The organism is Amycolatopsis sp. NPDC003676 (assembly GCF_053587275.1).
This window is the reverse complement of record NZ_JBSFNS010000016.1, coordinates 37,765-59,679: the sequence shown is the minus strand read 5'-3', so window position 1 is coordinate 59,679 and position 21,915 is coordinate 37,765. Positions and strand designations below refer to the sequence as shown.

Below are 21,915 nucleotides of genomic sequence, written 5' to 3'. Positions count from 1 at the left end.
GACGGAAAATGGGCACATCCACAACACCGAGGTTCTACTTTTCCCTGCGCAGCCCGTACTCGTGGCTGGCCTATCGCGATCTGCTCGCCTTCCATCGCGACGTCGCGGACTTGATCGAATGGCGGCCGTACTACGAGCCGGACGAGCGCAGCGCCCGGCTCATCGCGGAGTTCGGCGGTGAGCTCCCGTACACCGACATGTCCCGGGCCAAGCATTTGTACATCTTGCAAGACGTTGCCCGGCTCGCCGCCGCACGCGGGGTGCGACCGTCGTGGCCGCTCGACGTCGAACCGGTGTGGGAGGTGCCGCATCTCGGCTACCTTTACGCGGAACGACACGGCAGCGGCAGAGCCTTCGTCGACGCGGTTTATCGCGCACGGTGGGAACAAGGCCGCGACATCTGCGATCGGCGAACCATAGGCGAAATCGGAGCCGCGCTAGATCTGGACTCGGCCGCGGTGGCCAACGCGTGCGACGACGACGAACTTCGCGTCGCCGGCGCACGCGGCATGGCGGACGCGGTCGAGGACGGTGCCTTCGGAGTGCCGTTCTTCGTGCATCGTTTCACTCGTTTCTGGGGCCTGGACCGACTCGAGGAATTCGCTGCCCACGTACGGGCGAAGCGTCCTCCTCGGCAACGATGCACCGAGGTGGTCACCACCGCGGTCGGGCTGGGTCGTTCGCCTGACGACGGGCACGCCGGTGGCTGTGGCTGACCAGCGAGCCGACCCGTGCTGGTCGGGTGGCGAACTCGCTCCGTTCCGGGCCGCCGTGGCGAGGTTCTGCGCCGAGGAACTGGTTCCGCATCAGTCGCGATGGGCGGAGGCCCGGCAGGTCGACCGGACACTGTGGACACTGGCGGGCAAAGCAGGGCTGCTGTGCCTAAGCATTCCGGAGAGCTACGGCGGCGGTGGCGGCACGTTCGCACACGAAGCGGTCCTGGCCGAGGAACAGGCGAGAGCGGGGGACACTGCCTGGGGTTTGAGCGCCCACGGGGTCGTTGCGCACTATGTGCTCGAACACGGTACCGAGGAACAAAAGCAGCGGTGGCTGCCACAACTCGCTTCGGGGGAACTGGTCGGGGCCCTCGCGATATCCGAACCGGGGGCCGGGTCCGATATCCAGGCTGTCGCCGCGACAGCGAGGGTGGAAGGCGATGACTATCTCCTTAACGGTGCCAAGAGCTTTGTCACCAACGGTGTCCAATCGGGGCTTGTCGTCGTGCTGGCCAAGATCGCAGGCGTTCGCCCGTCCTTCTTCGTCGTGGAGACGGAAGGCGTGTCCGGGCTGAGCCGCGGTCGCCCGCTGGACAAGATCGGCAGGCACGGTCAGGACACCTGCGAACTGTTCTTCGACAACGTGCGAATCCCGGCATCGAACCTTCTCGGCGCCGGAGAAGGGCTGGCACTGCGACAGCTGCCCCGGCTGATCTCCCGGGAGCGGTTGCTGCTTGCGGTCTCGTCGGTCTCGGCGATGGAAGCCGCGATCGCCGAGACGGTGCGCTACTGCCGCGATCGCACGGTGTTCGGAAAACCGCTGATCCGCATGCAGAACACCCGGTTCGTCCTGGCCGGATGCGCGGTCAAGGCGGCGGCGAGCCGTGCGCTGCTCGACCGGTGCGTCGAACGCGAACTGGCCGGACGGCTGACGATGTCCGAAGCGGCGACGGTCAAGGTGGAGACGACCGAGCGGCTCGGCGAAGTCGTCGACGAGTGTCTTCAGCTGTTCGGCGGCAACGGGTACACGGCCGGGTACCCGATCGGCCGCGCATGGGCAGACGCCCGGGTCGCGCGGATCTTCGGCGGGACCAGCGAAGTGCTCAAAGAGGTGATCGCGGGAGCACTGTGAAGTGCCATACCTCCGTGGTATGTCCGGCTCGCGAAGATGGTAGTGGGAAGCGGCCCGGCTGGTCGCTAAAGTTCGCTGTGTGGCCTGATTTCGGCCATAGCTGGCGAGTGGGGACTCGCCGGCGGGTGTGCGCGTGCGGTTTCCGCGGCCGGATCCGACAGTTGCCGCCGATGGGGTTGCTTGATTCTGGGGGAGGGCTCTTCAGCCATGCGGGTACAGATTCTCGGCTTGCTGGAAATCGCCGAAGCGGGCCGGTCTTGCCAGGTGGCCTCGGCGAAAGTGCGTGCGGTACTGGCGTTGCTGGCGTTGTCGCCAGGGGTGCCCGTGCCTGCCGCTGTCCTGGTCGAAGAACTCTGGGGCGAAACCAGGATCGGCAACGCACGCAACGCTTTGCAAGCGAACATTACTCGGCTGCGCAAGCAGATCGAGTCGATCACCGACCGCAGGGCGGACGAGATCGTCCGGACGGTGAGCGGCGGCTATCTGCTCGATCTGCCGAAAGACCAGGTGGACGCGCACGTCTTCGTCGACCTGGCGAGGCGCGGAAGCGCCGAGATAACAAGGGATCCGGCGCGATCGGTGGAATTGCTCGAGCGCGCATTGCTGCTGTGGCGCGGTCCCGCGTTTCTCGACGTGCCCGACGGGCAGCGGTGCCTGCTCGAAGCCGCGCACCTTGATGAGCGAAGGCTCACAGCGAGAGAGGACCTGATCACCGCGAAACTCGCCAACGGCGAGGGCAGCGGACTGGTGTCCGAACTGAACCGACTGGCCGCGGAGTACCCGGAGCGCGAACGGTTCAGCGAACAGCTGATGCTGGCCTTGTACCGAAACGGCAGACAGACGGAAGCGCTGGACGTTTTTCATGACACCCGCAGACGGCTGGTCGCGGAAATGGGACTCGAGCCCGGCAGGGGAATGCGCCGGATCTACGAGGCCATTCTCGTCCAAGACGCGGTTCTCGGCTAGGGGATGGCCGTGGAGTACCGCATTCTGGGGCCGGTCGGGATCGGCGACGGGAACCGGGAAATCCCGGTGGACGGAGTAAAACTGCGCACCGTGCTCGCGGCGCTGCTGCTGTCCGGGGGACGAGTGACGTCCGACGGGCAGATGAGCGATCTGTTGTGGGGGCAACGACCACCCGCGACGTCGAGCGCCCAGATCTGGACCTATATTTCGCGTTTGCGCAAACTGCTCGGACAGGGCGCGACCATTGTGCGCCGAACCCCGGGCTACCTCCTCGACATCGGGCAGGAAGGCGCTTTCGACTACGCCGAGTTCGAGGCGGACGTGGAACGCGGCCGGACGGCTGCGGCTGCCGGCAGCCACGACGAAGCGTCGGCGTGCCTGCGTGCGGCCCTGATGCGTTGGCGGGGGCCCGCTCTGTCCAACGTCTCCGAGCACCTGTTCACCGCGGAAGCAGGCAGGCTCGAGGAGGCGAAGGCCACGGCCGCCGAAGATCTGATGGACGCGGACTTGATGCTGGGCAGGTATGCGCAAATCCTTCCCGAACTCACCCGGCTCGTTCGGCAGTATCCGTTGCGGGAACGGTTCCGGGCGCAGTCGATGGTGGTGCTGTACCGGCTTGATCGGCAGGCCGAAGCGCTCGCGTTGTTCGACGAGGGCAGACGGAAGCTGGCCGAGGAACTCGGGATCGATCCGGGCGGCCTGCTGCGCGGCGTGCACCAGGCGATCCTTGCCGGGGCCGGTGAGCTCCCGTGGCCTGCCAGGGACCATCGGCAGATCCGATGGTCCTCGTCCGCCGCGATCTTGTCCTGAATCCGCGGCGGGCGACGGACCGGCACTCCTTTCGCCGGTCATGGCCGGATGAGCGGTTCTCGCGAAAGGCCGAGCCGACGGAACACCGCGCTTCCCAGAACGGTAGCGGGGTCGTCGAGGTCGAACGGGAGGTCGAAGTGGTTGCGGTGCGCCACGACGAATTCTTCGACCGATGACGCACGGGGAGCGGCACAGCGGACGAGGTCGTCGTGCTGCCGGGCGAACTCGTCCGTTTCGGCTTCTCCTCGCGCAACGATCAGCTGAGGGAGTCGGTCCGGCAGGTGCAGGAGCGGACTCAGCTCCGCGGCCTGCGCCGGCGTCAGGCCGACGTTGTCGTTGACATAAGTCCGCTGCAGCGGCCGGAGATCGTAGACTCCGGAGAGGAGGATGGCCGAGGAGAACACATCGGCCGGATGACTGCCGTCCGGCAGCCATCCGGTTTGCAGCGCCGCGGCGACCAAGCAGGCTCCGGCGCAGTGTCCGGCGAGGTGGATCCGCCGAGGCGAGAAGCCGAGTTCGGCCGCATGCGCGATCAGCCACCACAATCCGCGGCGCACTTGCCCGACGATCTCGCTCAGCTGGTATTCGGGAGCAAGACCGTACCCGACGGCGGCATATGAAGCACCGCTCAGTCCTTCCGCCGGAAAGACCGATTCGTCCTTGCTCAGCTCCTGCCAGTAGCCGCCGTGCACGAAGACCAGGAGCGGAGCGTCCGGCTGGTCCGCGGCGAACAAGTCGAGTGCCTCGCGTGGTTCGGGTCCGTATCGCAGCTGCGAGTGCCCTGGGCGCGCGGCCCGGGCGCGCGCGCTGCGGACGGCGTACTCGGTGAGGATCTCTCGCATGTTCGCGGTCCGGGTGCTGGGCGAGTACTGGTTGTCGAGTTCCGTTCGGCTGTATCCGCGATATCGAAAGCCCACGCGACGCTCCTTGAATTCACCCGTGCGCGCGGGCGGTCCACAGTTCAGGGAAGAACCGGTGTTCGGCGACGCCTGCGAGCCAGGCCACGCCTGAGGTTCCCCCGCTGCCTGGCTTGCCTCCGATAATGCGCTCGACAGCCAGCAGATGGGTGTAGCGCCATCGCGCGTGCTGGTAGCTCAGGTCGGTCAGAGCTTCAGCCAGCAAGTGGAGTTCGCGGTGCGCCTCAGGGCTGTGGCAGACTTCGGCCCAAGCTCGTTCGACGGACGGATGCGGCTGGTACGGCTCCGCGTAGTTCCGCACGGAGCATTTTTCCGGAATAAAGTCGAAGCGCCTGCGCAGTAACGAGATCGCGGCGTCGTACACGCTCGGCGCGCGCAGTGCGGCATCGACTTGTCGGTACACCCAGGCAACACTCCGGTGCGCCTCGGCGAGACCTGGATCTTTGCGACCGAGCACGAACTCGAGCTGCCGGTACATGAAGGACTGAAGTCCGGACGCGTCGCCCAGCCGGTCCCGGAACCCCGCGAACTCGGCGGGGCTGATCGCGCTGACTGGTTCCCAGGCTGCGACGAGGAGGCGCTGGCTGCGCTCGATCCGGCGCAGCTGCCGGAGAGCGTCGCCGATCCGGTCGGCGAACAGCAGGTCCCTGGTGCGGCCGAGGTCGGTGAACAACAGCTTGAACAGCAGTTCCTGGATCTGTCCGACGGTCAGGAATGTCAGTTCGGCGGATTCGGCCGAACGCGGATGCTGCTGGCCGAGCAGGACGTCGACATTGTGATAGTCGATATAGGCGGTGCTTTCGGGCCGGGCGCTGCCGACTCCGAAATCCAGGAGCGGACCTCCGCCGGTTTTCGAAGCCTTTGCCGCCCGTTCCTCGTCGGTCAACGGCACGTAGGCACGAGGACCGCTTGTTGTTCGCTCGCCTGCCACGATTTTAATCGTCTCCAGCATCCCTGACACAACACTGACTTCCTGCTGACTGCGCACATCGAGGCTGCGTCCGGGACGGCAATCCCAGCGTCCGTCGTGACGCTGGCGGCACCATTGCCGCCGCTCTGATATTCGGCGGGTGGCTAGATTGGCCAGTTCCGAGCGTAAACAGTGTCGAGATAGCGCTCGCCGAGATCCGGGGCGATGGCGACAGCGGTCAGGTCTCGCGCGTGCGCGTTGCGAGCCAACCAGGCACGTGCTCCGCTGATCACAGTTCCGGTTGACCCGCCGAACAGAAAACCTTGCGCGGCAAGCGATCGGCACTCGCGGACGGTATCGGCTTCGGAGATGAACAGGACCTCGTCGACGAACGACTCGTCGAGCAGCGCGGGTCGCACCCCGGCCCCGATGCCGGGGATCAGCCGGGATCCGGCGGGCCCGCCGAAGACGACCGACCCCTCGGCATCGACGGCCACGATCCGGCTGGACGGCTTGACCTCCCGCAGATACCGCGCGCATCCCATCAAGGTGCCGGTCGTCCCCGTGCCGACGAACAGTACGTCCAATTCCGGGAAGCTCTTGATGATCTCGGGGCCTGTTGTCTGGTAATGCGCCAGCCAGTTCGCCTCGTTGGCGTACTGGTTGAGCCAGACATATCCGGTGCCCGCGGCGCACAACTCGGCGACGCGGGCGAGCCGAGCGCCGAGGAAACCGCTGTCGGGGTGCGGCCGGTCGATCACCTCGACATCGGCGCCGAGCGCGCGCATCAGCCTGATCGCCGCGTTGTTGCACCGGAGGTCGGTCACACAGGTGAAGCGGTAGCCCCTGCTCAACGCAAGCAGGCTCAAGGCGATGCCGAGATTGCCCGACGAACTTTCGACGATGGCGGCCCCCGGGGACAACAGACGGTCGCGCTCGGCCGCCGCGATCATCTCGGCCGCGGCTTTCAGCTTCACCGATCCGGCGAAGTTGAGTCCTTCGACCTTGAGGTACAGCGCTATGTCCGGTCGCAGGTCGACAAACAGGTCGGGGACGTTGAACTCGTGCGGTTGGCTGATCACGGGCATGTCGAGAGATTCCGTCCCCGATAGTTCCGTGCGTCTGCCGCGGGTTCCGCCAGAGACACGGAAGGCTCTGCGAGCAAGCAGCGGTCGGCATCGTCGACGACGCCGTGCCATTCGGAGAAGACCTTCCCGGGCAGATCGGCGGTGGCTCCGCCAGGACGTTTGGACTGAGCCGAATCCAGATCGCGCGGTCCGATTTCTTCGACAGGCCATCCAGCCCAAGCCGGACGACTTTGCGCGCAGCGGCCGACCCGCGTGCCGCTTGAGGCCGGGTTCAGCGCTCGCGATGAGGGGCCGAGGCGCAGCGGTTCGTCTCGTCGCAGCTGACTGTGCCGGTCGTGCACAGTGTGCTGAGCCATGAGGACATGCTCACGGCCGAAGCTGACGAAGTGCTGACCGGAAGCTGACTACTTGTCTGTCATCGCGGGCAGCGGTCCCGGTTCGGCCAGCATGCGCCGGGCCGCGGCGAGCGGGTCCGCGGGCTTTCCGAGCATTGTGCGGGCGATCTTGAGATGCAGTTTGGCGGTGCCGATGACCAGATACACAGTCGCTGTCGAGAGCAGGAAAGCGCCTGCGGCGACAAGCAACGCGCTGGCTAGGTCGCCGATCCACACGCCATTGGAGCCGTTGCCGATCAGACCGTGCGCGGTGTCGCCGCTGCCCAGGTGCTGAGGGACGGCCCAGTACCACAGCGGAACAGTGATCAGGCCGATCGTGGTGAGCCAGATCAGCAGCGTGGCGCTGTCCAGCAGCAGAAGAACCGGGTAGAGCAGGATGAGATAAACGCAGTCGCGCAGGGTCGCCGGGTCGGTCCAGCGGGTCTTCATCTGCGTGAAGACGCCGCTGCCGTGGACGATCCGGTAGTGCCCGTCGATGCGAGAGGCGACAAGGGCGGTCCGGGCGCGTTCGATTTCCGCGCAGCCGCGGACGATTCCGGCCGCACCGACCAACAGCGGCAGGCCGAGCCAGGTGATGTTCGCGGCGTAGGCGACGACCACCACGACTGTCGCCGCGCAGAACAGGAACGTGCCCACCGGCAGATAGCTGAGCAGGTAGGCGGTGGCCGTCCACGGGCTGGCCGAAAAGAGGGTGCGGAACGGATTGCGGTGCGTTCGCAACCGGTCCGCCGTCGGGGTCACCCCACGCTCCGGAGGAGGTTCTCGACCTCCGACAGCCTGTCGTCGAGCTGCGTCAGCCGGGTCTCGATCGCCTGCTGATTGGCGATCGCCTGCTGCGCGAGTTTGCGATACCCGGCCAGTGCCACCGCATCGGCCCGGTGTCGTTGCAACCGGAAGTAAGACACCACGCTCGCGGTGACTCCCCCGATGGACACCAGCACGATGGCGAGGGCTGTCAACCCGCCGCTCATGTGCTCACCCCCTTCACCTCGTCCGATCCTTCCGGCATTCCGCTGTTCTGTTCATCCTCGGCCAACGCGGCGACGATGGTGCCCACGTCGAGGGTCAGCTCGAAGGGCGTGATCTCGAAGTACTTCATCGCTTTGCCGTCTTCGGACAGTTCGAGACTGCCGGTGACGAGGGCGGCCTTCTGCAGACGTTCGAGATGCATGTAGAGCAGCGGGCGGGACAGCTCGAGCCGACGGGCCAGCTCGCTGACGTGCACGCGGCCCTTCGCCAGCTCCGCGATGATGCGCAGCCGCTGGGTGTGCCCGATCGCCGCGAGCACGGTGAGGAGCTCTTCGCTGGTCAGGTTCCACCCCCTCGTTTGAGCTGTCAGTCTAGACTGACAGGTGAAAAGTATCAGTGTCAAATTGGCCGCGGCCTGCGGATTGCCGCAGGTGGACAGTACGTGACGGCGTTCGTGCACTGTGCGCTGCAGGGGTGGCGGCGTCCGAAGGCTCGGGGAAATGTCCAGTTGCCGGCCGTGAACGGTTGACATGCGGCGCGAACTGCTCATGCCGAACGGCGGCGGAACGGCTGCGGGCTCCTGACCGTGGTGCTGCCGTTCCTGGCCGCCGGGAACTCAACTCAGGCCGGTGCCGGAAGGAACCGCATCGCGGACTCGACCGCGATCTGGATTCTCCCGTGCACCCGCGGATTCAACAGTGCGGTCCCGTCAAAATCCCCGCTGGAAGCGAAAATCCCGACCGGCAGCGTCAGGGCCTGGAAGAACCCGAACAACGGCCGCAGCGCGTGCTCCAGCACCAGTGCGTGGTGGTCGCCCCCGCCAGTAGCTGCCAGCAGGACGGGTTTGTCGACCAAGGCGTACTGGTCGACAAGATCGAAGAACTGCTTGAACATCCCGGGATACGAGCCGCGGAACACCGGCGTCGCCGCGATCAGCAGGTCGGCCCCTTCGGCGCTTCGCAGGGCGGCCTCGACGTCCGGCGGCACGCCCGTGCGCTCGATCGTTCCGGCTAGCCCCAACCGGTACACGTCGATCCGGGTCGCCGAGACCGGGAGCAGCCCGCCGAGGGTTTCCAGGATGACGTCCACCAGCCCCACCGTCTTGGACGGCCGGCTCGGGCTTCCGTTCACGACCGCCACCCGCAGTTCGCTCACGACGCGATCTCCCGTCGCACGACCGGGGCGACCTCGGTGCCTAGCCGTTCGATCGCTTCCAGGTGTGCTTTCTGCGGCATCCCGCCGAAGCCGAGTTGAACCAAGACCCGGTTCAGGTTGTAAAACTCGTGATAGGCAAGCAGTTTCTCGATCAGCTCCGCCGAACTTCCCACCAGCAGTCCTGACCCGGGCGAGGCCTGTGCGTCGAAGGCGGACCGGGACAGCAGCATCCCTTCGCCGCGCTGATGGTTGTTCTCCAGCATGCCCTGCGCGAAGTACGGATACATGGTCTCGCGCGCTTCCTGGCTGGTGCGCCCGACATATCCGTGCACGTTGATGCTGATCGACGTCGGATCGTGCCCGGCCTCCCGCGCCGCCTGCCGGTAGAGGGCGGCGGTCTGCTCATGCTGGGTCAACGGTCCCAGCAGCAACGCCATCGCCATCGGCAGTCCGCGCCGTCCGGTGCTGATCGCTGACGCCGCGGACCCGCCGACGCCTACCCAGATCGGCAAGCCGTCTGCGCGCGGCGCGATGTCGGCGTCATCGAGCGGTGCGCGGAACTTTCCCTTCCAGGTCAACGGATTCTGCTCGCGGATCGACAGGAGGAGGTCGAGCTTTTCGCGGAAGAGATCGGCGTAATCGGCGAGGTCGTAGCCGAAGAGCGGAAAAGACTCGGTGTACGAGCCGCGGCCCGCGATGATCTCGGCGCGGCCCGCGGACAGCAGATCAATGGTCGCGAACTGCTCCCACACCCGCACCGGGTCCTCGGAGCTCAGCACGGTCACCGCGCTGGTCAGCCGGATCCGTTCGGTGCGCTCGGCCGCCGCGGCGAGCAGGATCGTGGGCGCGGACCCGACGAAATCGCTGCGGTGGTGTTCGCCGACGCCGAAGACGTCCAGTCCGACCTCATCGGCGAGTTGTGCCTGCTCGATCGTCTCGCGCGTCCGCTGCCGCGGCGAGGGGAGCGTCCTGGAAACCGGGTCCTTGGTGAGTTCTCCGAAGGTCAGGATGCCGATTTCGAACGGCCGCGCATCAGCGGCGGTCTGCGGTTCAGCCATGGTCGGTGCTCCTTTCCGACGCCCGGCCACACGCTGCGGCCGAGCCTGCCGGAATTAACCTGTCTGCGCAGGCAACTATTTCCAGCGGTGGCTGTGATCACCCGTTTGCCGGGCCCGGACTACGGTGTCGCCATGGCGAGCGACGGGCTGCGAGACCTCGAACAGGAGGCGTGGAGCGGGTTCCTCTTCACGCACGAGCGGCTGTGGCGCGCGCTGGCGGACGGGCTCGCGCCGCTCAACGTGAGCATGGCGGAGTACAGCGTGCTGGCCCTGTTGGCCCAAGCCGGCGACGCGGGCATGCGGATGACCGACCTCGCGCAGCGCCGCCTGATGTCCACCGGCGGCTTCACCCGGCTGGCTGACCGGCTGGTCAGCCGCGGACTGATCGAACGCCGCCAATCGGCGGTAGACGCCCGCAGCTTTGACGCCGTGTTGACCCCGCAGGGCCGCGCGCTGATCCGCAAAGCCCGCCGCCGGCACCACGAAGACCTGCGGACGCTGTTCTTCGACCGGCTGGACGACGAGCAGCTGCGCCTTCTGGCGGGCATCTGGCGGACTCTCGAGGACACCTGAGCCTCCCCAAGCCGGGGGAAATGTCCGATTCTCGACCATGGACGGTTGTTGCCCGGTCACGAACTGCTCATGCTGAACAGCTATTCGGCACGAGCAGGGGAAGCCAGATGCAGCAGCAGAGCTTGGCGGTCCGGTGGTCGTCGCGAACAGTCCGGTCCGGTCCGTTTCACCGCGCGTTGTCCGAGGCTGTCGACCGGCGCGGGCTGTCCCTTTCGCGGCTTCGCGCGCACCTCGCCGCGCACGGGGTTTCGGTCGCCGAGTCCACGCTGAGTTACTGGCAGCGCGGGCTGCGCAGTCCGTCCGCGCCGCGGTCGCTCGACGTCGTGCGCGCTCTGGAGTCGGTGCTGAACCTGCCGCCGGACAGCCTGGTCGTGCTGATCGGGCCGCACCGGACCACCGACGCCGATCGCAGGCCCTCGCTGCCGGAACTCCAGCAGAGCTGGGCGGAAACGTTCGCGCTGCGCGACGAGCTGAGCGGAACGCCCGGCGTCGAGGAGAACGCGGACCTCGACGTCGCGACGGTCGTCGACGTGCTGACCCTCGGCGCGCAGGGCCGGACCGAGGAGATCTCGTCGACCATGGTGGTGCGGGCCCGAAGATCCGGGCCGGACAGTTTCCTGGTCACGCACCAGGACGAGGAAGGCAGCGATGTCACCGCGACGGAGATCATCGCGGTCGACGGCTGCCGGGTCGGGCGGGTGCGGCGCAGCATGCGGTCGGCGGGAATGGTGTTCGAGGTGCTTTTCGACCGCGGCCTCGCCGAGGGGGAGACGCACACGTTCGGCTTCACGCTGCGTCCCTCCGCCTCGGTCCGGCCGGGGAGTTTCCACCGGGTCGTGCGCTCCCGCATGTCGGCGTACCTGCTGCGGCTGCGCTTCGACCCGGCCGCGCTGCCCGCGCGCTGCCTGCGGACCGTCCGGCCGAGGGAAGACCTGGAGCTGCTGGTCCGCGAGCCGCTGTTCTGCGGGCCGGGGAACACGGTCAGCGCCTACTTCGAGGAACTCGGCGTAGGCATCGCCGGAGTCGATCTCATTTGGGACTGATCCGGCGTTTCGTCCAGCGCCACAACAGGAACGCGCCGCCCGCCGCCACCGCGGAGCCGAACACGATCAGCCCGACGGTCAGCGAACCGGCCGGTCCGGTGTCGCGCTGGAGGGTCTGCTTGAACCCGATGCCGCCGCCGCGCTGGTAATCGGAACCGGGCAGTTTGTCGGCGTAGCGGGAGTGCACCTGCTGCTCGTAATCGGCGATCGGCGTGAACTGGCCGACCGGCGACTGGGGAAGGCTGGCCTGCAGGAGCACGACGCCGTCGCGGCCGAGGTCGTACCAGCCGTTGATCTGCGGTTCGTTCAGCAGCACCGAACCCGGGCGCAGCCGGGCGCTGAGCGTCTCCTCGTCGTTGCCGGACAACACGTTCCCGACCGACCAGCCGCTCGGCGCGGCGCGGTCGGGCGCGGCGCGGAGGGTGGCTTTCGCGCCGGTGGCCGCGGTGGCCGTGACCGCGATCGACCGCAGCACCCCGGCCGGTGCTCCCGGCTTCGCCGCGACGAAATCGGGATTGAGCGTGTAGACCGGGATTCCCTTGTGCCCGACCGTGATCCGGCCGGGTTCGCCGTGGCCGACCTGCCGGAAGTTCGACGTGGCGAAACTGATCGCACGCGCCGTTTCCGCGGCTTTGACCGCGGCCGCGACGTCCTGCTCCGACGGCGGCGCGACCCACGAGGCCCCGGCGGCCTCGGCGGGACCGGCGGACAGGAGCGCCGCGACCGCGATCGCCGCGCCGGCGGCGAACTTCCGGCAGATCTCACCCATGGCGGCTCGTCAGCCCTTCTTGATGTTGACGATGGTGTCGTTCCAGGTGAACTGGGCGTTGCTCTGGTACTGGGTGTAGTCCCAGGTCTGGTACCGCTCGTAGCTCGGCCACGGGTCGCCGACCATGATCGAGTTGTTCGCGCTGTCGTATCCGTAGATCACCTCGGCGTGGCCGCCGCCGGAGGTCCAGTAGATGCCGGTCAGGTTCAGGATTCCGGAGTTGACCTGGTTCTGGACCGAGTCGTAGCTGATCGGTCCGTTCGCGCTCTCGGCGTTGAACCCGGTGCCGATGAAGCCCTGCACGATCTCCGAGATCTGCCCGCCTTCGTTGGGGCAGTACCCGGACTGGGTGCCCTTGCCCGCCGCGCAGAAATCGGCCTGCGAGGCGGTGCCGCCCTGCGACTGCTCGATGCTGGAGCCGTCCGCGGCCCAGCACCACTGGTCGTTTTCCTGCACCTGCTGGTTGTACGTGAGCTGCTTCGATGCGGGCAGCGCGGCGCGGTTCAGGTGTGCGCCGAGCGGCTGGACTTCGACCACCTTCGTGTGGGTGGCGGTCTTGATGAGGCCGTTCGGCTGCCCGGCGTCGTTGGTCGACTGGGCCAGCGCGGTGCCCGGCAGCAGCGCCACGGCAAGCGCGGCTGCCCCGGTCGCCACCGTAATCCGGACTGTCCGCCGGGTGGGTCGGTAATCCATCGAATCTCCTTGTGCCAGACGGGGAAGGGAGCTTGCCGGGGTGACCCGGCCGAGCATCACTGTGTGCTCGCCCACTCCCGCAGAGCAACGGCTCCGGCACGCGGTGTGAGTGTTCACATCCGGTTCTGCGGGGAAACGACTGGCACCGCCGCGGTTTCGCGCATCGCGGCGACAGGTAATTCGCAATATTCACAGCGCGTTCACAACCGATGAATCGCGCTGGAGGGACTTTGGTCCACAAGGGACCCGGGGTTACGGCAGGCTTCGCCGCAACGCGTCCCGGAGCAAGTCCGGGGACGTCGATTCCGGGTGCAGCACCGCTTGCATGGTCAATCCGTCGAGCAGCGCGGAAAGCCGGACCGACTCGACGGTCAGGTCCAGTTCCTCCGGCAGCCTGCCGAGCGCGACGGCCTCGCGCAGGATCCGGGTGATCAGGTCGCGCAGGTACTGGTGCTGGGCGTCGGCGCTCGCGCGGAACGCTGGACGGGTGCGGGCGGCGACGGCGAACGCCAGCCAGGCGACCGCCTCGTCCCGGCGGTCGTCGTCGAGTGGGAGGAATTCGGCGAGCAGGTCTTCGACCAGCGTGCGGCGATCGGTATCGGCCTTGAGGAGCCGGTCCGCGCGGACCGCGACGCGCTCGCCGATCCGGCGGCCGAGCTGGTCCATGGTGAAGATCATCATCGCCTCGTGGTCGGCGAAGTAATGCCGGATCGACCCGATCGCGAGGCCTGCTTCCTTGGCCACGTTGCCGAGCGTCGCGGCCTCGACGCCGCCGCGGCGGACCACCCGGACCACGGCTTCGCTGACGGCCGTCCGACGGTCTTCCGGCACCACGATCTTCGGCATGGTTGCGTTTATAGCACGGCGGTGCCACGCTGTATTTAGCAAGTTCATGCTAAATAAGAGGATGACTGGGGCTCGTGCGCGCCTATGCCGGTTCTCACCGGCATAAACACGCACGAGGTCCGGCGAAGGGGGAGCTGCGATGAGCGGGTGGGTGCTGGGGAGCTTGGTCGTCGGTGTCGTGGTGATGCTGGTGTTCCGGATGCTCGGGGAGCCGTTGAACTGGCGCGACACGGTCGCGCCGCCGGTAGTGCTGATCGCGATCGGCGTCGCGGGGGTGGTCGGGTTCAAGGGGCTGACCAGCGCTGACGTGTGGTGGATCGTCGGCAGCTGCGTGGTCGGTCTCGGCTTCGGCGCGGCGCGCGGGGCGACGATCCGGCTGTATGCGAAGAAAGGCGAGCTGTGGCAGCGCTATCGCAAGTCGAGCCTCGCGCTGTTCGTGCTCGGCGTGGCCGTGTCGCTCGGATTCACTGTGCTGGCAGTGAAATTCGGCATGCACGAACAGGCGAGGCCCTATCAGCTCGCGATCGGCATCAGCTTCGCGGGAGAAGCGCTGGTGCTGATCCCGCGCGGGCTGCGGTCGGACGTGCCGTTCGCTAAGGACAAGGAACGGCCATGGGGCAAGCTGCTGTCCCGGGTTCGCTGACGGCTCAGGACAATTCGGCCTGCCGTCGCCGCAGCTCGTCGATGACCTGGTCGAACACTGCGCGGTGGGCTTCGAGCCGGTCGAGCGTCAGGCTGATCGATTCCCGCACCTGCTCGACGTCCTCGGCGGCGATCTCGACGTGGTCCGCTCGTTGGGCAGTTGTCGTCCCGACGGTCAGCGGGCAGTCGGCTCGGGGGAGAAACCGTCCTTGCGGTTCCCGGTCGAGCCAGGACGCCATGTCCCGCATCTCGTCCTCGAGCCGCACCGTCCACGACTGCCTCCGCCGCGCCTCCCGTCCCGGATCGCGGCGTTCCCATCCCGCGATGACCATGTCCTCGATGGCACCGGCCGCGGCGCGGCACGCGACTTCCAAGCGGGGCAACGGATCCAGTCCGACCGCGGAGATCTCCTCCAGGATCGGTTCGCCCGCGGTCCACGCCCCGTCGACGGTGTGGGTTTCGGCGACGTCGTGCGCGGTGGCCAGCAGTGCGCTGATCGCCTCGCGCACCTTCTCCACGTCGGCGGGGTCCAGGTCTTCGTCGCCGAGGCGGTGCGGTGATCCGGTGCGCGGCGGGCGTTCCCCGGCCGGCCAGGAACGTTTCCCGCCGCGCCGCCGGTAGTGCTGCTGCATCGCCTGTTTGGACCGGTTCCCGTACTCCGCCCCCAGCTGTTCCCAGGTCCAGCCGCGGTCGAGAACCGATTCGATCAGCGTGACCTCCGCCCGGTCCAGGTCGCCGCGGACGTCCGGGACCAGGTGCAGTGCCCCTGCCGCGTCCTCGGCGCTGAGGTCTTCGCCGGGCTGGCGTCCGGATCTCGCCGTGCGCACCAGTTCGTCGAGGAAGGGGTTTCTGCGTTGCCGGAAGTATCGGGCGGCCATTTCCTGCACGGAGTCTGCCATGAGTGTCAACGTATACGTTGACGTGCGCACGCGTCAACTGATCTGTTGACGCGTGCAGTTTTACCAGGTCACGGGCAGTTCGTGGACGCCGTAGATGTTCATGCCGGTCCGCAGCGGGATCTCCTCCGGCGGGACCGCGAGCGCGAGCGTCGGGAAGCGGCGCAGCAGTCCGGCGAACCCGGCGCGCATTTCGATCCGGGCGAGCTGCTGGCCGAGGCATTGGTGCACGCCGTGCCCGAACGACAGATGGGTACGCGCTTTCCGCTCGACATCGAGGTCGTCGCCGTCGGGAAAATGCGAGGGATCGCGATTGGCCGCCGCCATCGAAATGAGCACGGTCGATCCCTTGCTGATCTTTTCGCCGCCGAGTTCGAGGTCTTCGGCCGCGTACCGGAACAGGACGTCGACCACTGCGAGATAGCGCAGCAGTTCCTCGACCGCGCCGGGAATCAGGTCCGGATCGGCGCGCAGTGCCGCGAGTTGCGCCGGGTTCTCCAGCAACGCGAAAGTCCCGAGCGCCAACATGTTCGCCGTCGTTTCGTGCCCGGCGAGCAGCAGCAGGAACCCGATGCCGACGAGTTCCTCGATGCTGAGATCTTCGTCGCGGGCCAGGTCGGAGAGGATGTCCGCCCCGGGTTCCGCGCGCTTGCTCACCGCGAGTTCGGCGAGGTACGACGAGATCGCCGTCCAGGCGGCCATCTTGTCCTCGATGCTCTGGTCCCGGAGCATGATCTGCGAGGAATTCTTCTGGAACATTTCCCGGTCCGCGTACGGCACCCCGAGCATTTCGCAGATCACCAGCGACGGCACCGGAAGCGCGAATTCCGTCACCAAATCGACCGGTTTAGGGCAGTCCGCGAGGTGATCCAGCTGTTGTTCGGCGATTTCGGTGATGCGTTCCTCGAGCCGTTTCATCCGGTTGACGGTGAACGTGCCGGTGAGCTTCTTGCGCAGCCGGCCGTGGTCCGGCGGGTCCATGGTGATGAACAGGCCAGGCGTTTGCGGCGACGGTTCGAAGTCCTCCTGCGCTTCCGGCATGCTCGGCGTCTCGTAGGGAACGTGGACCGGGCCGAGGTCTTGGCGCGAGCTGAACCGCGGGTCGGCCAGCGCCTGGCGGACCGCGTCGTAGCCGGTGACCAGCCAGCCGTCGTGCCCGTCCGGGAACTTCAGCGGGCTCACCGGCCGGGACTCCCGCAGCCGGGTGATGGCGGACGGAGGGGCGAACGGGCCTGCGTCGCGCTCGAGCGGCAGGCCGGGTGGGCGTGTCATCGAAATCCCCCTCTGTGTGGTGGTGCGACCAAGGGTCACCGCGGCGGCTGACATTCCGCTGATATGGGGGTGCGTGGCCTGCCAGCTTCTCTGGATTACGATTCGGGCATGCCGGATACGCAGTACGAAGACCTGCTTCAGCGCGTGCTCGACACCGGAGCCAAGAAGGGGGACCGCACCGGTACGGGCACCCGGTCGATTTTCGGGCACCAGCTGCGCTACCGGCTGGCCGACGGATTCCCGCTGATCACCACGAAAAAGGTGCACTTCCGCTCGATCGCGTACGAACTGCTGTGGTTCCTGCGCGGCGACTCGAACGTCAACTGGCTGCGTGACCACGGCGTCACAATCTGGGACGAGTGGGCCGCCGAGGACGGCGACCTCGGTCCGGTGTACGGCGTACAATGGCGCTCCTGGCCGACGCCCGACGGTGGACACGTCGACCAGATCAGCGAGGTGCTGAGCACCCTGAAGGAGAACCCGGATTCCCGGCGGATCATCGTCTCGGCATGGAACGTCGGAGATATCCCGCAGATGGCGCTCCCGCCGTGCCACGCGTTCTTCCAGTTCTACGTGGCCGAGGGCGAACTGTCCTGCCAGCTGTACCAGCGCAGCGCGGACCTGTTCCTCGGCGTCCCGTTCAACATCGCGAGCTACGCCCTGCTAACGCACATGATCGCCGAACGGGTGGGCCTGCGCGTCGGCGAATTCATATGGACCGGCGGAGACTGCCATATCTACGACAACCACGTCGACCAGGTGTATAAGCAACTCTCTCGGGACGCGCGAGCGTTCCCGTCACTGAGGCTGAAGCCGGTGGAGAGCCTGTTCGACTACCGATACGAGGACATCGTGCTGGAGGGCTACGACCCGCATCCCGGCATCAAGGCTCCGGTGGCCGTCTGATGATCGGACTCATCTGGGCGCAGTCGGCGAACCGCGTCATCGGCCGGGACAACGCGTTGCCGTGGCACATCCCGGAGGACATGAAGCACTTCCGCACGGTGACCGCGGGCGCGACCGTGCTGATGGGTCGGCGTACGTGGGAGTCGCTGCCGGAGCGCGTCCGGCCGTTGCCCGGACGGCGCAACCTGGTGGTGTCGCGCACGCCCCAAGACGGCGCGGAGACGTTCCCCAGCCTGGAGCAAGCGTTTGCGGCCGCCGACGGGGATGTGTGGGTGATGGGCGGCGCGCGGATTTACCAGGAGTCGCTGCCGTTCGCGGACCGGATCGAGGTGACCGAACTCCGCGAGTCCTTCGAGGGCGACGTCTACGCGCCGGAGATCGGCCGGGAGCCGGACACCGTCGGGGAGTGGCAGGAGTCGAAGAACGGGCTGCACTTCCGGCACCTGAGCTGGGGTTCCTAGCGGACCGCAGGCCAGACGGTGAGCGTGTCCGCGTCGAGCGTCGCGACCGGCCCGAGCGGGACCGACAGCGGGGCGGTGCCGTGGCCGACGTCGATGCCGCCGAGCACCGGGACGTCCAGCGCGCCGAGCCGGTCGCGCAGCACGTCGAGGACGGTCCAGCCGCGGTCGGTGTAGTCCTCGAACCCGGGGAACCGGCCGAGCGCGACCCCGCGCAGACCGCGCAGCGACCCGGACCGCATGAGGTGCGTCAGTTGCCGGTCGACCTGCCCGAGCCCGATCGCGCGCGGGGCTTCGAGGAACAGGATCGCGCCGTCGAGACTGGGCAGTCCGGCTCCGATGAACCCGATGATGGTGCCGAGATGGCCGCCGACGAGGTTCCCGGTGGCCGTCCCGGGAAACGAGACCGCTGCGGTGAGCGCGTTCGGGTCGCGGTGCAGGGTCGTGGGCTCAGTTTCGAACAGCAGCCGCCGGGTTGATTCGGCGGAGCGCTCGCTGGCGAGGAAGCCGTGGATCCCGGCGATCCGGCAGTGCCGCCACAACGCGAGATGCAGGTTGGTGATGTCGCTGAACCCCATGAGCGGTTTGGGATCCGCGCGGACGGCGGCGAAATCGATCCCGTCGGCGATCCGGTACGCCCCGGCCCCGCCGCGAGTCGCGATGACCGCGCGCACGCCGGGGTCGCGGTAGGCGTCGTTGAGGTCGGCTAACCGGTCCTCGTCGAGTCCGGCGAGGTACCCGTGCCGGTCGAGCGCGTGCTTGCCGACTTCGACGGTCAGGCCCCAGTTTTCCAGCGTCCGCACGGATTCCGCGAGCATCTCGTCGGTGGGCCAGCTCGCCGGGGAGACGAGCCGGACGCGGTCTCCGCGGCGGAGTCGGGGCGGCAGCACGACGTCGGTCACCTGATCACTTTCGCAGATTGTGCGCGGTAGCGGTCACTGGCTGGCCGCTTCCTCTGCCAGCGTGGCTTTGCTCAGGAAAGGAAACCGGCACATGCAGATGCGGCTTTTAGGGCGGACCGGCATCAAGGTCAGCGCCTATTGCCTCGGCACGATGAAGTTCGGGCAGATCGGCAATCCCGACCACGGCGAGTGCGTCCGGATGGTGCACCGGGCGCTCGACGCGGGGATCAATTTCGTTGACACCGCTGACGTTTACGGGCCCGGCGGGGAGTCCGAGGAGATCCTTGGCGCGGCGTTGAAGGGCCGCCGGGACGAGGTCGTGGTGGCCACGAAGGTCAACGGCTCGATGGGCCCGGGCCGCGGCGGAAGCTCCCGGCGCTGGATCGTCGCGGAGGTCGAACAGTCGTTGCGGCGCTTGCGGACGGACCACCTCGACCTCTACCAGCTCCATCACCCCGATCCTGAGACTGACTTGGAGGAAACGCTCTCCGCGCTCACTGACCTGGTGCGCAGCGGCAAGGTGCGCGCCGTCGGGTCCTCGAACTTCCCGGTGTCCGAGATCGTCGAAGCCCAATGGGTGTCGCAGCGCGCGGGGCTGGCCCGGCTGCGGACCGAGCAGCCGACGTACTCGCTGCTCAACCGGGGGATCGAGAGCGAAATCCTGCCGGTGTGCGACCGGTACGGCATGGGGGTCCTGGTGTGGAGCCCGCTCGCGATGGGCCTGCTGACCGGCCGTTATCGGCCCGGTGGCGAGCAGCTGCGGGAAGCGCAGCTGCGGTTCGTGCCGCGGCACATGAGCGACGAGCGCAAACACGCGGCGGTCGAACAGCTCGCGCGGGTGGCCGAGGAAACCGGGCTTTCGCTGACGCATCTGGCGCTGGCGTTCGCGGTCAACCATCCGGCCGTGACGTCCGCGATCATCGGGCCTCGGACGTTGCCGCAGCTGGACGACCTGCTGGCTGGCACCGATACCCGGCTGGACGACGAGGTCCTGGACCGGATCGACGAGATCGTCGCGCCGGGCACCGATGTGGGGCCGATCGACGTGTCGTACGTCCCGCCTTCGCTTACCGACCCTAAGCTCCGCCGCCGCGACTGACCCGGCCCTGAATCAGTGGCGGCACGTAACCGGTCGCGACCAGCTCACCGTCGAACCAGGCGGTGAGCTTCGCGGCCTCCTCGTCCAACGCCCGCACCGCGGCCCGGGGCAACGGATCGATCGCCACGACCTCCACCGTCCCGTCCGCCTGTTGCGTCCAGGTCCCGACGATCCGCCCGTTCCACCACGCGGTCGGACCGGCGTTGCCCGCGCCGTCGAAGAGATGCGGGCCGTGGTCGCCGAGGTAGAAGTCGCGGCGGCGCCAGCCCATGGTGGTCGGGTCGAGGGTCGGGAGGAGCGCCGCCCAGTCCCCGTCGAGGCGGACTTTCTCCTCGTCGTCAGGATGCAGCCACGCCGGGGTGCCGTCCTCCAGTAGGGCGGGCGCCGCGCCGACGTCCTCCAGCGCGCGGCGGACCGCGGTTTTCGTCGCGCCGAGCCACCACACCAGGTCGTCCTCGGTCCCCGGCCCGAACGACCACAGCCACCGCCGCACCAGCTCCCGGTAGCCCTCCGGTTCGTCCAGGACGCCCGGATCCTCGCCTAACCACTGCTCAACCGCTGTCCACACTGGACGCGACGTCTGCCAGCGACCGGCGTTCTCCCCGCGTACCACCGCGCCGCTGGCCGCGAGCACGGAGAGGATGCGGGATCCCACGGGGGCGAGGACGGTGGGCCGTCCTTCGGCGGCGATCCGCGTGTTGAGCGAGGGAACCCGGGTACGGAGCTGGGCAGCGGTCCCGGGTTCTTCGCGGATTGCCGCGAGCGCCTCGGAGCAGCGGGCGGCGACCCAGGCCGGATCATCGCCGACATCTTTCACCAGCCGTGCGGTCAGCTGCCGAGCGACCCGAGCTGACGCGCTTCCCCTTGCCGCAGCGAACAAATCGACCGGAAACGCGAACACCGTCCGGCGCATCGCCAACTGCCGCACCACAGTGCGTCGACCGAACAATGCGTCCGAAATGGACTCCCGATCGGCGCGGGACCGGGCGTACGCGGACAGATAGATGCTGCTGGCCTCGGTCGCGTGCAAACACGTGACCGCGCGGACGGCGTCCTCCACCCCGGGTGCGGCGGTCGTCAATGCGTGCCGCAGTCCGATGCGGTCTCGTCGCTCGTCGTCGGTCACCTTTCGCATGGTTTCGATCATGCCGGAAGTAGCGGCCACTGCCTGACCGCTACTGGTGCGAGTCTCGGTGCCGAGCGCGGGAACGAGTCCGGCGCTGGAATCGAGGAGTCGAAATCATGGCAGTGCACGCCGTCGCCCACTTGAACTTCCGGGGCGAGGCCAGGGAGGCGCTCGAGTTCTACCGGTCGGTCTTCGGCGGGGAGATCCGGATCGCCACCTACGGCGACTTCGGCATGCCGAAGGAAGCGCCCGGCGCGGACCACGTCGTCTTCGGGCAGGTCATCGGCGAGAACGGGTTCCAGGTGATGGCCTACGACGTTCCCGGCCTCGCCGCCGCCGCGCCGGTCGGGGAGACCACCCGCGAGAACGGGACGACCATTACGACGGAGAAGTTCTTCCTGTCCGTCAGCGGCGATTCCGTCGACGAGGTCGGCGAGTTCTGGAAGAAGCTGTCCGAGGACGCGACGGTGATCGAGCCGTACGGCCCGTCGCAGTGGGCCCCGGCGTTCGGCATGCTCCGGGACCGCTTCGGGGTGACCTGGATCCTGCAGGTCGCCGCCTAGCCCGCCGGTCT

26 protein-coding genes are annotated in these 21,915 nt (G+C 67.6%); 11 read left to right on the top strand and 15 right to left on the bottom strand.

What is annotated here, in order from left to right; translation table 11 throughout:
- Positions 1-8: 8 nt before the first annotated feature.
- From ACWDNU_RS13335 to ACWDNU_RS13320, 4 genes are all read left to right on the top strand, one after another.
- Positions 9-716 carry a 2-hydroxychromene-2-carboxylate isomerase gene (locus ACWDNU_RS13335; protein ID WP_370934487.1) on the top strand — a complete coding sequence of 236 codons (708 nt, stop codon included), beginning with the start codon at positions 9-11 and terminating at the stop codon, positions 714-716.
- Positions 709-1,848 (top strand): acyl-CoA dehydrogenase family protein, encoded by a 1,140-nt coding sequence (locus ACWDNU_RS13330; protein WP_449668998.1) that lies wholly within the window; start codon positions 709-711, stop codon positions 1,846-1,848. The genes ACWDNU_RS13335 and ACWDNU_RS13330 overlap by 8 nt, the downstream gene beginning before the upstream one ends.
- 207 nt (positions 1,849-2,055) lie before the next feature.
- Entirely contained in the window at positions 2,056-2,814 is a 759-nt protein-coding gene (locus ACWDNU_RS13325; RefSeq protein ID WP_370934489.1) for an AfsR/SARP family transcriptional regulator, read from the top strand.
- A 9-nt stretch (positions 2,815-2,823) separates the two neighbouring features.
- Positions 2,824-3,624, top strand: a complete 801-nt coding sequence (locus ACWDNU_RS13320; RefSeq protein WP_449668997.1) for an AfsR/SARP family transcriptional regulator — start codon at positions 2,824-2,826, stop codon at positions 3,622-3,624.
- Positions 3,625-3,662: 38 nt separating this feature from the next.
- Here the strand turns inward: ACWDNU_RS13320 and ACWDNU_RS13315 are convergent, their stop codons facing one another.
- From ACWDNU_RS13315 to ACWDNU_RS13280, 8 genes are all read right to left on the bottom strand, one after another.
- Positions 3,663-4,541, bottom strand: a complete 879-nt coding sequence (locus tag ACWDNU_RS13315; RefSeq protein ID WP_449668996.1) for an alpha/beta hydrolase — start codon at positions 4,539-4,541, stop codon at positions 3,663-3,665.
- 16 nt (positions 4,542-4,557) lie between these two features.
- Entirely contained in the window at positions 4,558-5,493 is a 936-nt protein-coding gene (locus ACWDNU_RS13310) for a tryptophan 2,3-dioxygenase (RefSeq protein ID WP_449668995.1), read from the bottom strand.
- Positions 5,494-5,615: 122 nt separating this feature from the next.
- Positions 5,616-6,539: a 2,3-diaminopropionate biosynthesis protein SbnA gene (gene sbnA, locus ACWDNU_RS13305; RefSeq protein ID WP_449669040.1), complete on the bottom strand. Its 924-nt coding sequence runs from the start codon at positions 6,537-6,539 to the stop codon at positions 5,616-5,618.
- Positions 6,540-6,943: 404 nt separating this feature from the next.
- Positions 6,944-7,675 (bottom strand): sensor domain-containing protein, encoded by a 732-nt coding sequence (locus ACWDNU_RS13300; RefSeq protein WP_449668994.1) that lies wholly within the window; start codon positions 7,673-7,675, stop codon positions 6,944-6,946.
- Positions 7,672-7,905, bottom strand: coding sequence for a hypothetical protein (locus tag ACWDNU_RS13295; RefSeq protein ID WP_370934495.1), 234 nt, complete (start codon positions 7,903-7,905; stop codon positions 7,672-7,674). The genes ACWDNU_RS13300 and ACWDNU_RS13295 overlap by 4 nt, the downstream gene beginning before the upstream one ends.
- Positions 7,902-8,222: an ArsR/SmtB family transcription factor gene (locus ACWDNU_RS13290; RefSeq protein WP_370934496.1), complete on the bottom strand. Its 321-nt coding sequence runs from the start codon at positions 8,220-8,222 to the stop codon at positions 7,902-7,904. The genes ACWDNU_RS13295 and ACWDNU_RS13290 overlap by 4 nt, the downstream gene beginning before the upstream one ends.
- A 302-nt stretch (positions 8,223-8,524) precedes the next feature.
- A complete protein-coding gene (locus ACWDNU_RS13285; protein WP_449668993.1) occupies positions 8,525-9,058 on the bottom strand; it encodes an NAD(P)H-dependent oxidoreductase in 534 nt (177 codons plus the stop codon).
- Positions 9,055-10,116, bottom strand: a complete 1,062-nt coding sequence (locus tag ACWDNU_RS13280) for an LLM class flavin-dependent oxidoreductase (RefSeq protein ID WP_449668992.1) — start codon at positions 10,114-10,116, stop codon at positions 9,055-9,057. The genes ACWDNU_RS13285 and ACWDNU_RS13280 overlap by 4 nt, the downstream gene beginning before the upstream one ends.
- 132 nt (positions 10,117-10,248) lie before the next feature.
- Between ACWDNU_RS13280 and ACWDNU_RS13275 the strand changes: the two genes are divergently transcribed.
- Together ACWDNU_RS13275 and ACWDNU_RS13270 are read left to right on the top strand one after the other, a co-directional pair.
- Positions 10,249-10,689 carry a MarR family winged helix-turn-helix transcriptional regulator gene (locus tag ACWDNU_RS13275; RefSeq protein ID WP_449668991.1) on the top strand — a complete coding sequence of 147 codons (441 nt, stop codon included), beginning with the start codon at positions 10,249-10,251 and terminating at the stop codon, positions 10,687-10,689.
- Between the two features lie 107 nt (positions 10,690-10,796).
- Positions 10,797-11,732: an XRE family transcriptional regulator gene (locus tag ACWDNU_RS13270; protein ID WP_370934500.1), complete on the top strand. Its 936-nt coding sequence runs from the start codon at positions 10,797-10,799 to the stop codon at positions 11,730-11,732.
- On the opposite strand, the gene ACWDNU_RS13265 is transcribed toward ACWDNU_RS13270, so the two are convergent.
- From ACWDNU_RS13265 to ACWDNU_RS13255, 3 genes are all read right to left on the bottom strand, one after another.
- Positions 11,719-12,501, bottom strand: coding sequence for a hypothetical protein (locus ACWDNU_RS13265; protein ID WP_449668990.1), 783 nt, complete (start codon positions 12,499-12,501; stop codon positions 11,719-11,721). The two genes, ACWDNU_RS13270 and ACWDNU_RS13265, sit on opposite strands and share 14 nt — an antisense overlap.
- 9 nt (positions 12,502-12,510) lie before the next feature.
- Positions 12,511-13,194, bottom strand: a complete 684-nt coding sequence (locus ACWDNU_RS13260; protein WP_370934502.1) for a papain-like cysteine protease family protein — start codon at positions 13,192-13,194, stop codon at positions 12,511-12,513.
- Between the two features lie 252 nt (positions 13,195-13,446).
- The gene (locus ACWDNU_RS13255; RefSeq protein WP_370934503.1) at positions 13,447-14,040 is read right to left on the bottom strand and encodes a TetR/AcrR family transcriptional regulator; all 594 of its coding nucleotides are present in this window, start codon (positions 14,038-14,040) and stop codon (positions 13,447-13,449) included.
- A gap of 139 nt (positions 14,041-14,179) precedes the next feature.
- On the opposite strand from ACWDNU_RS13255, the gene ACWDNU_RS13250 reads away from it, so the two are divergent.
- Positions 14,180-14,683, top strand: coding sequence for a DUF1453 domain-containing protein (locus tag ACWDNU_RS13250; protein WP_449668989.1), 504 nt, complete (start codon positions 14,180-14,182; stop codon positions 14,681-14,683).
- 4 nt (positions 14,684-14,687) lie between these two features.
- Here ACWDNU_RS13250 and ACWDNU_RS13245 read toward each other — a convergent pair whose 3' ends face one another.
- Positions 14,688-15,581: a hypothetical protein gene (locus tag ACWDNU_RS13245; protein WP_449668988.1), complete on the bottom strand. Its 894-nt coding sequence runs from the start codon at positions 15,579-15,581 to the stop codon at positions 14,688-14,690.
- Positions 15,582-15,641: 60 nt separating this feature from the next.
- Complete coding sequence (locus tag ACWDNU_RS13240; RefSeq protein ID WP_449668987.1) at positions 15,642-16,850, bottom strand: cytochrome P450; 1,209 nt, start codon at positions 16,848-16,850, stop codon at positions 15,642-15,644.
- Positions 16,851-16,958: 108 nt separating this feature from the next.
- Here ACWDNU_RS13240 and ACWDNU_RS13235 point away from each other — a divergent pair, with 108 nt between their 5' ends.
- Positions 16,959-17,756 (top strand): thymidylate synthase, encoded by a 798-nt coding sequence (locus ACWDNU_RS13235; protein ID WP_370934507.1) that lies wholly within the window; start codon positions 16,959-16,961, stop codon positions 17,754-17,756.
- Positions 17,756-18,217: a dihydrofolate reductase gene (locus tag ACWDNU_RS13230; protein WP_449668986.1), complete on the top strand. Its 462-nt coding sequence runs from the start codon at positions 17,756-17,758 to the stop codon at positions 18,215-18,217. The genes ACWDNU_RS13235 and ACWDNU_RS13230 overlap by 1 nt, the downstream gene beginning before the upstream one ends.
- Here ACWDNU_RS13230 and ACWDNU_RS13225 read toward each other — a convergent pair.
- Positions 18,214-19,116 carry a S66 peptidase family protein gene (locus ACWDNU_RS13225; protein ID WP_449668985.1) on the bottom strand — a complete coding sequence of 301 codons (903 nt, stop codon included), beginning with the start codon at positions 19,114-19,116 and terminating at the stop codon, positions 18,214-18,216. The two genes, ACWDNU_RS13230 and ACWDNU_RS13225, sit on opposite strands and share 4 nt — an antisense overlap.
- A gap of 91 nt (positions 19,117-19,207) precedes the next feature.
- On the opposite strand from ACWDNU_RS13225, the gene ACWDNU_RS13220 reads away from it, so the two are divergent.
- Positions 19,208-20,215, top strand: a complete 1,008-nt coding sequence (locus tag ACWDNU_RS13220) for an aldo/keto reductase (protein WP_449668984.1) — start codon at positions 19,208-19,210, stop codon at positions 20,213-20,215.
- On the opposite strand, the gene ACWDNU_RS13215 is transcribed toward ACWDNU_RS13220, so the two are convergent.
- Complete coding sequence (locus tag ACWDNU_RS13215) at positions 20,193-21,350, bottom strand: winged helix DNA-binding domain-containing protein (RefSeq protein ID WP_449668983.1); 1,158 nt, start codon at positions 21,348-21,350, stop codon at positions 20,193-20,195. The genes ACWDNU_RS13220 and ACWDNU_RS13215 overlap by 23 nt on opposite strands.
- A gap of 107 nt (positions 21,351-21,457) precedes the next feature.
- Between ACWDNU_RS13215 and ACWDNU_RS13210 the strand changes: the two genes are divergently transcribed.
- On the top strand, positions 21,458-21,904 hold the full coding sequence (locus ACWDNU_RS13210; protein WP_370934512.1) for a VOC family protein: 447 nt from the start codon (positions 21,458-21,460) through the stop codon (positions 21,902-21,904).
- Positions 21,905-21,915: the final 11 nt, after the last annotated feature.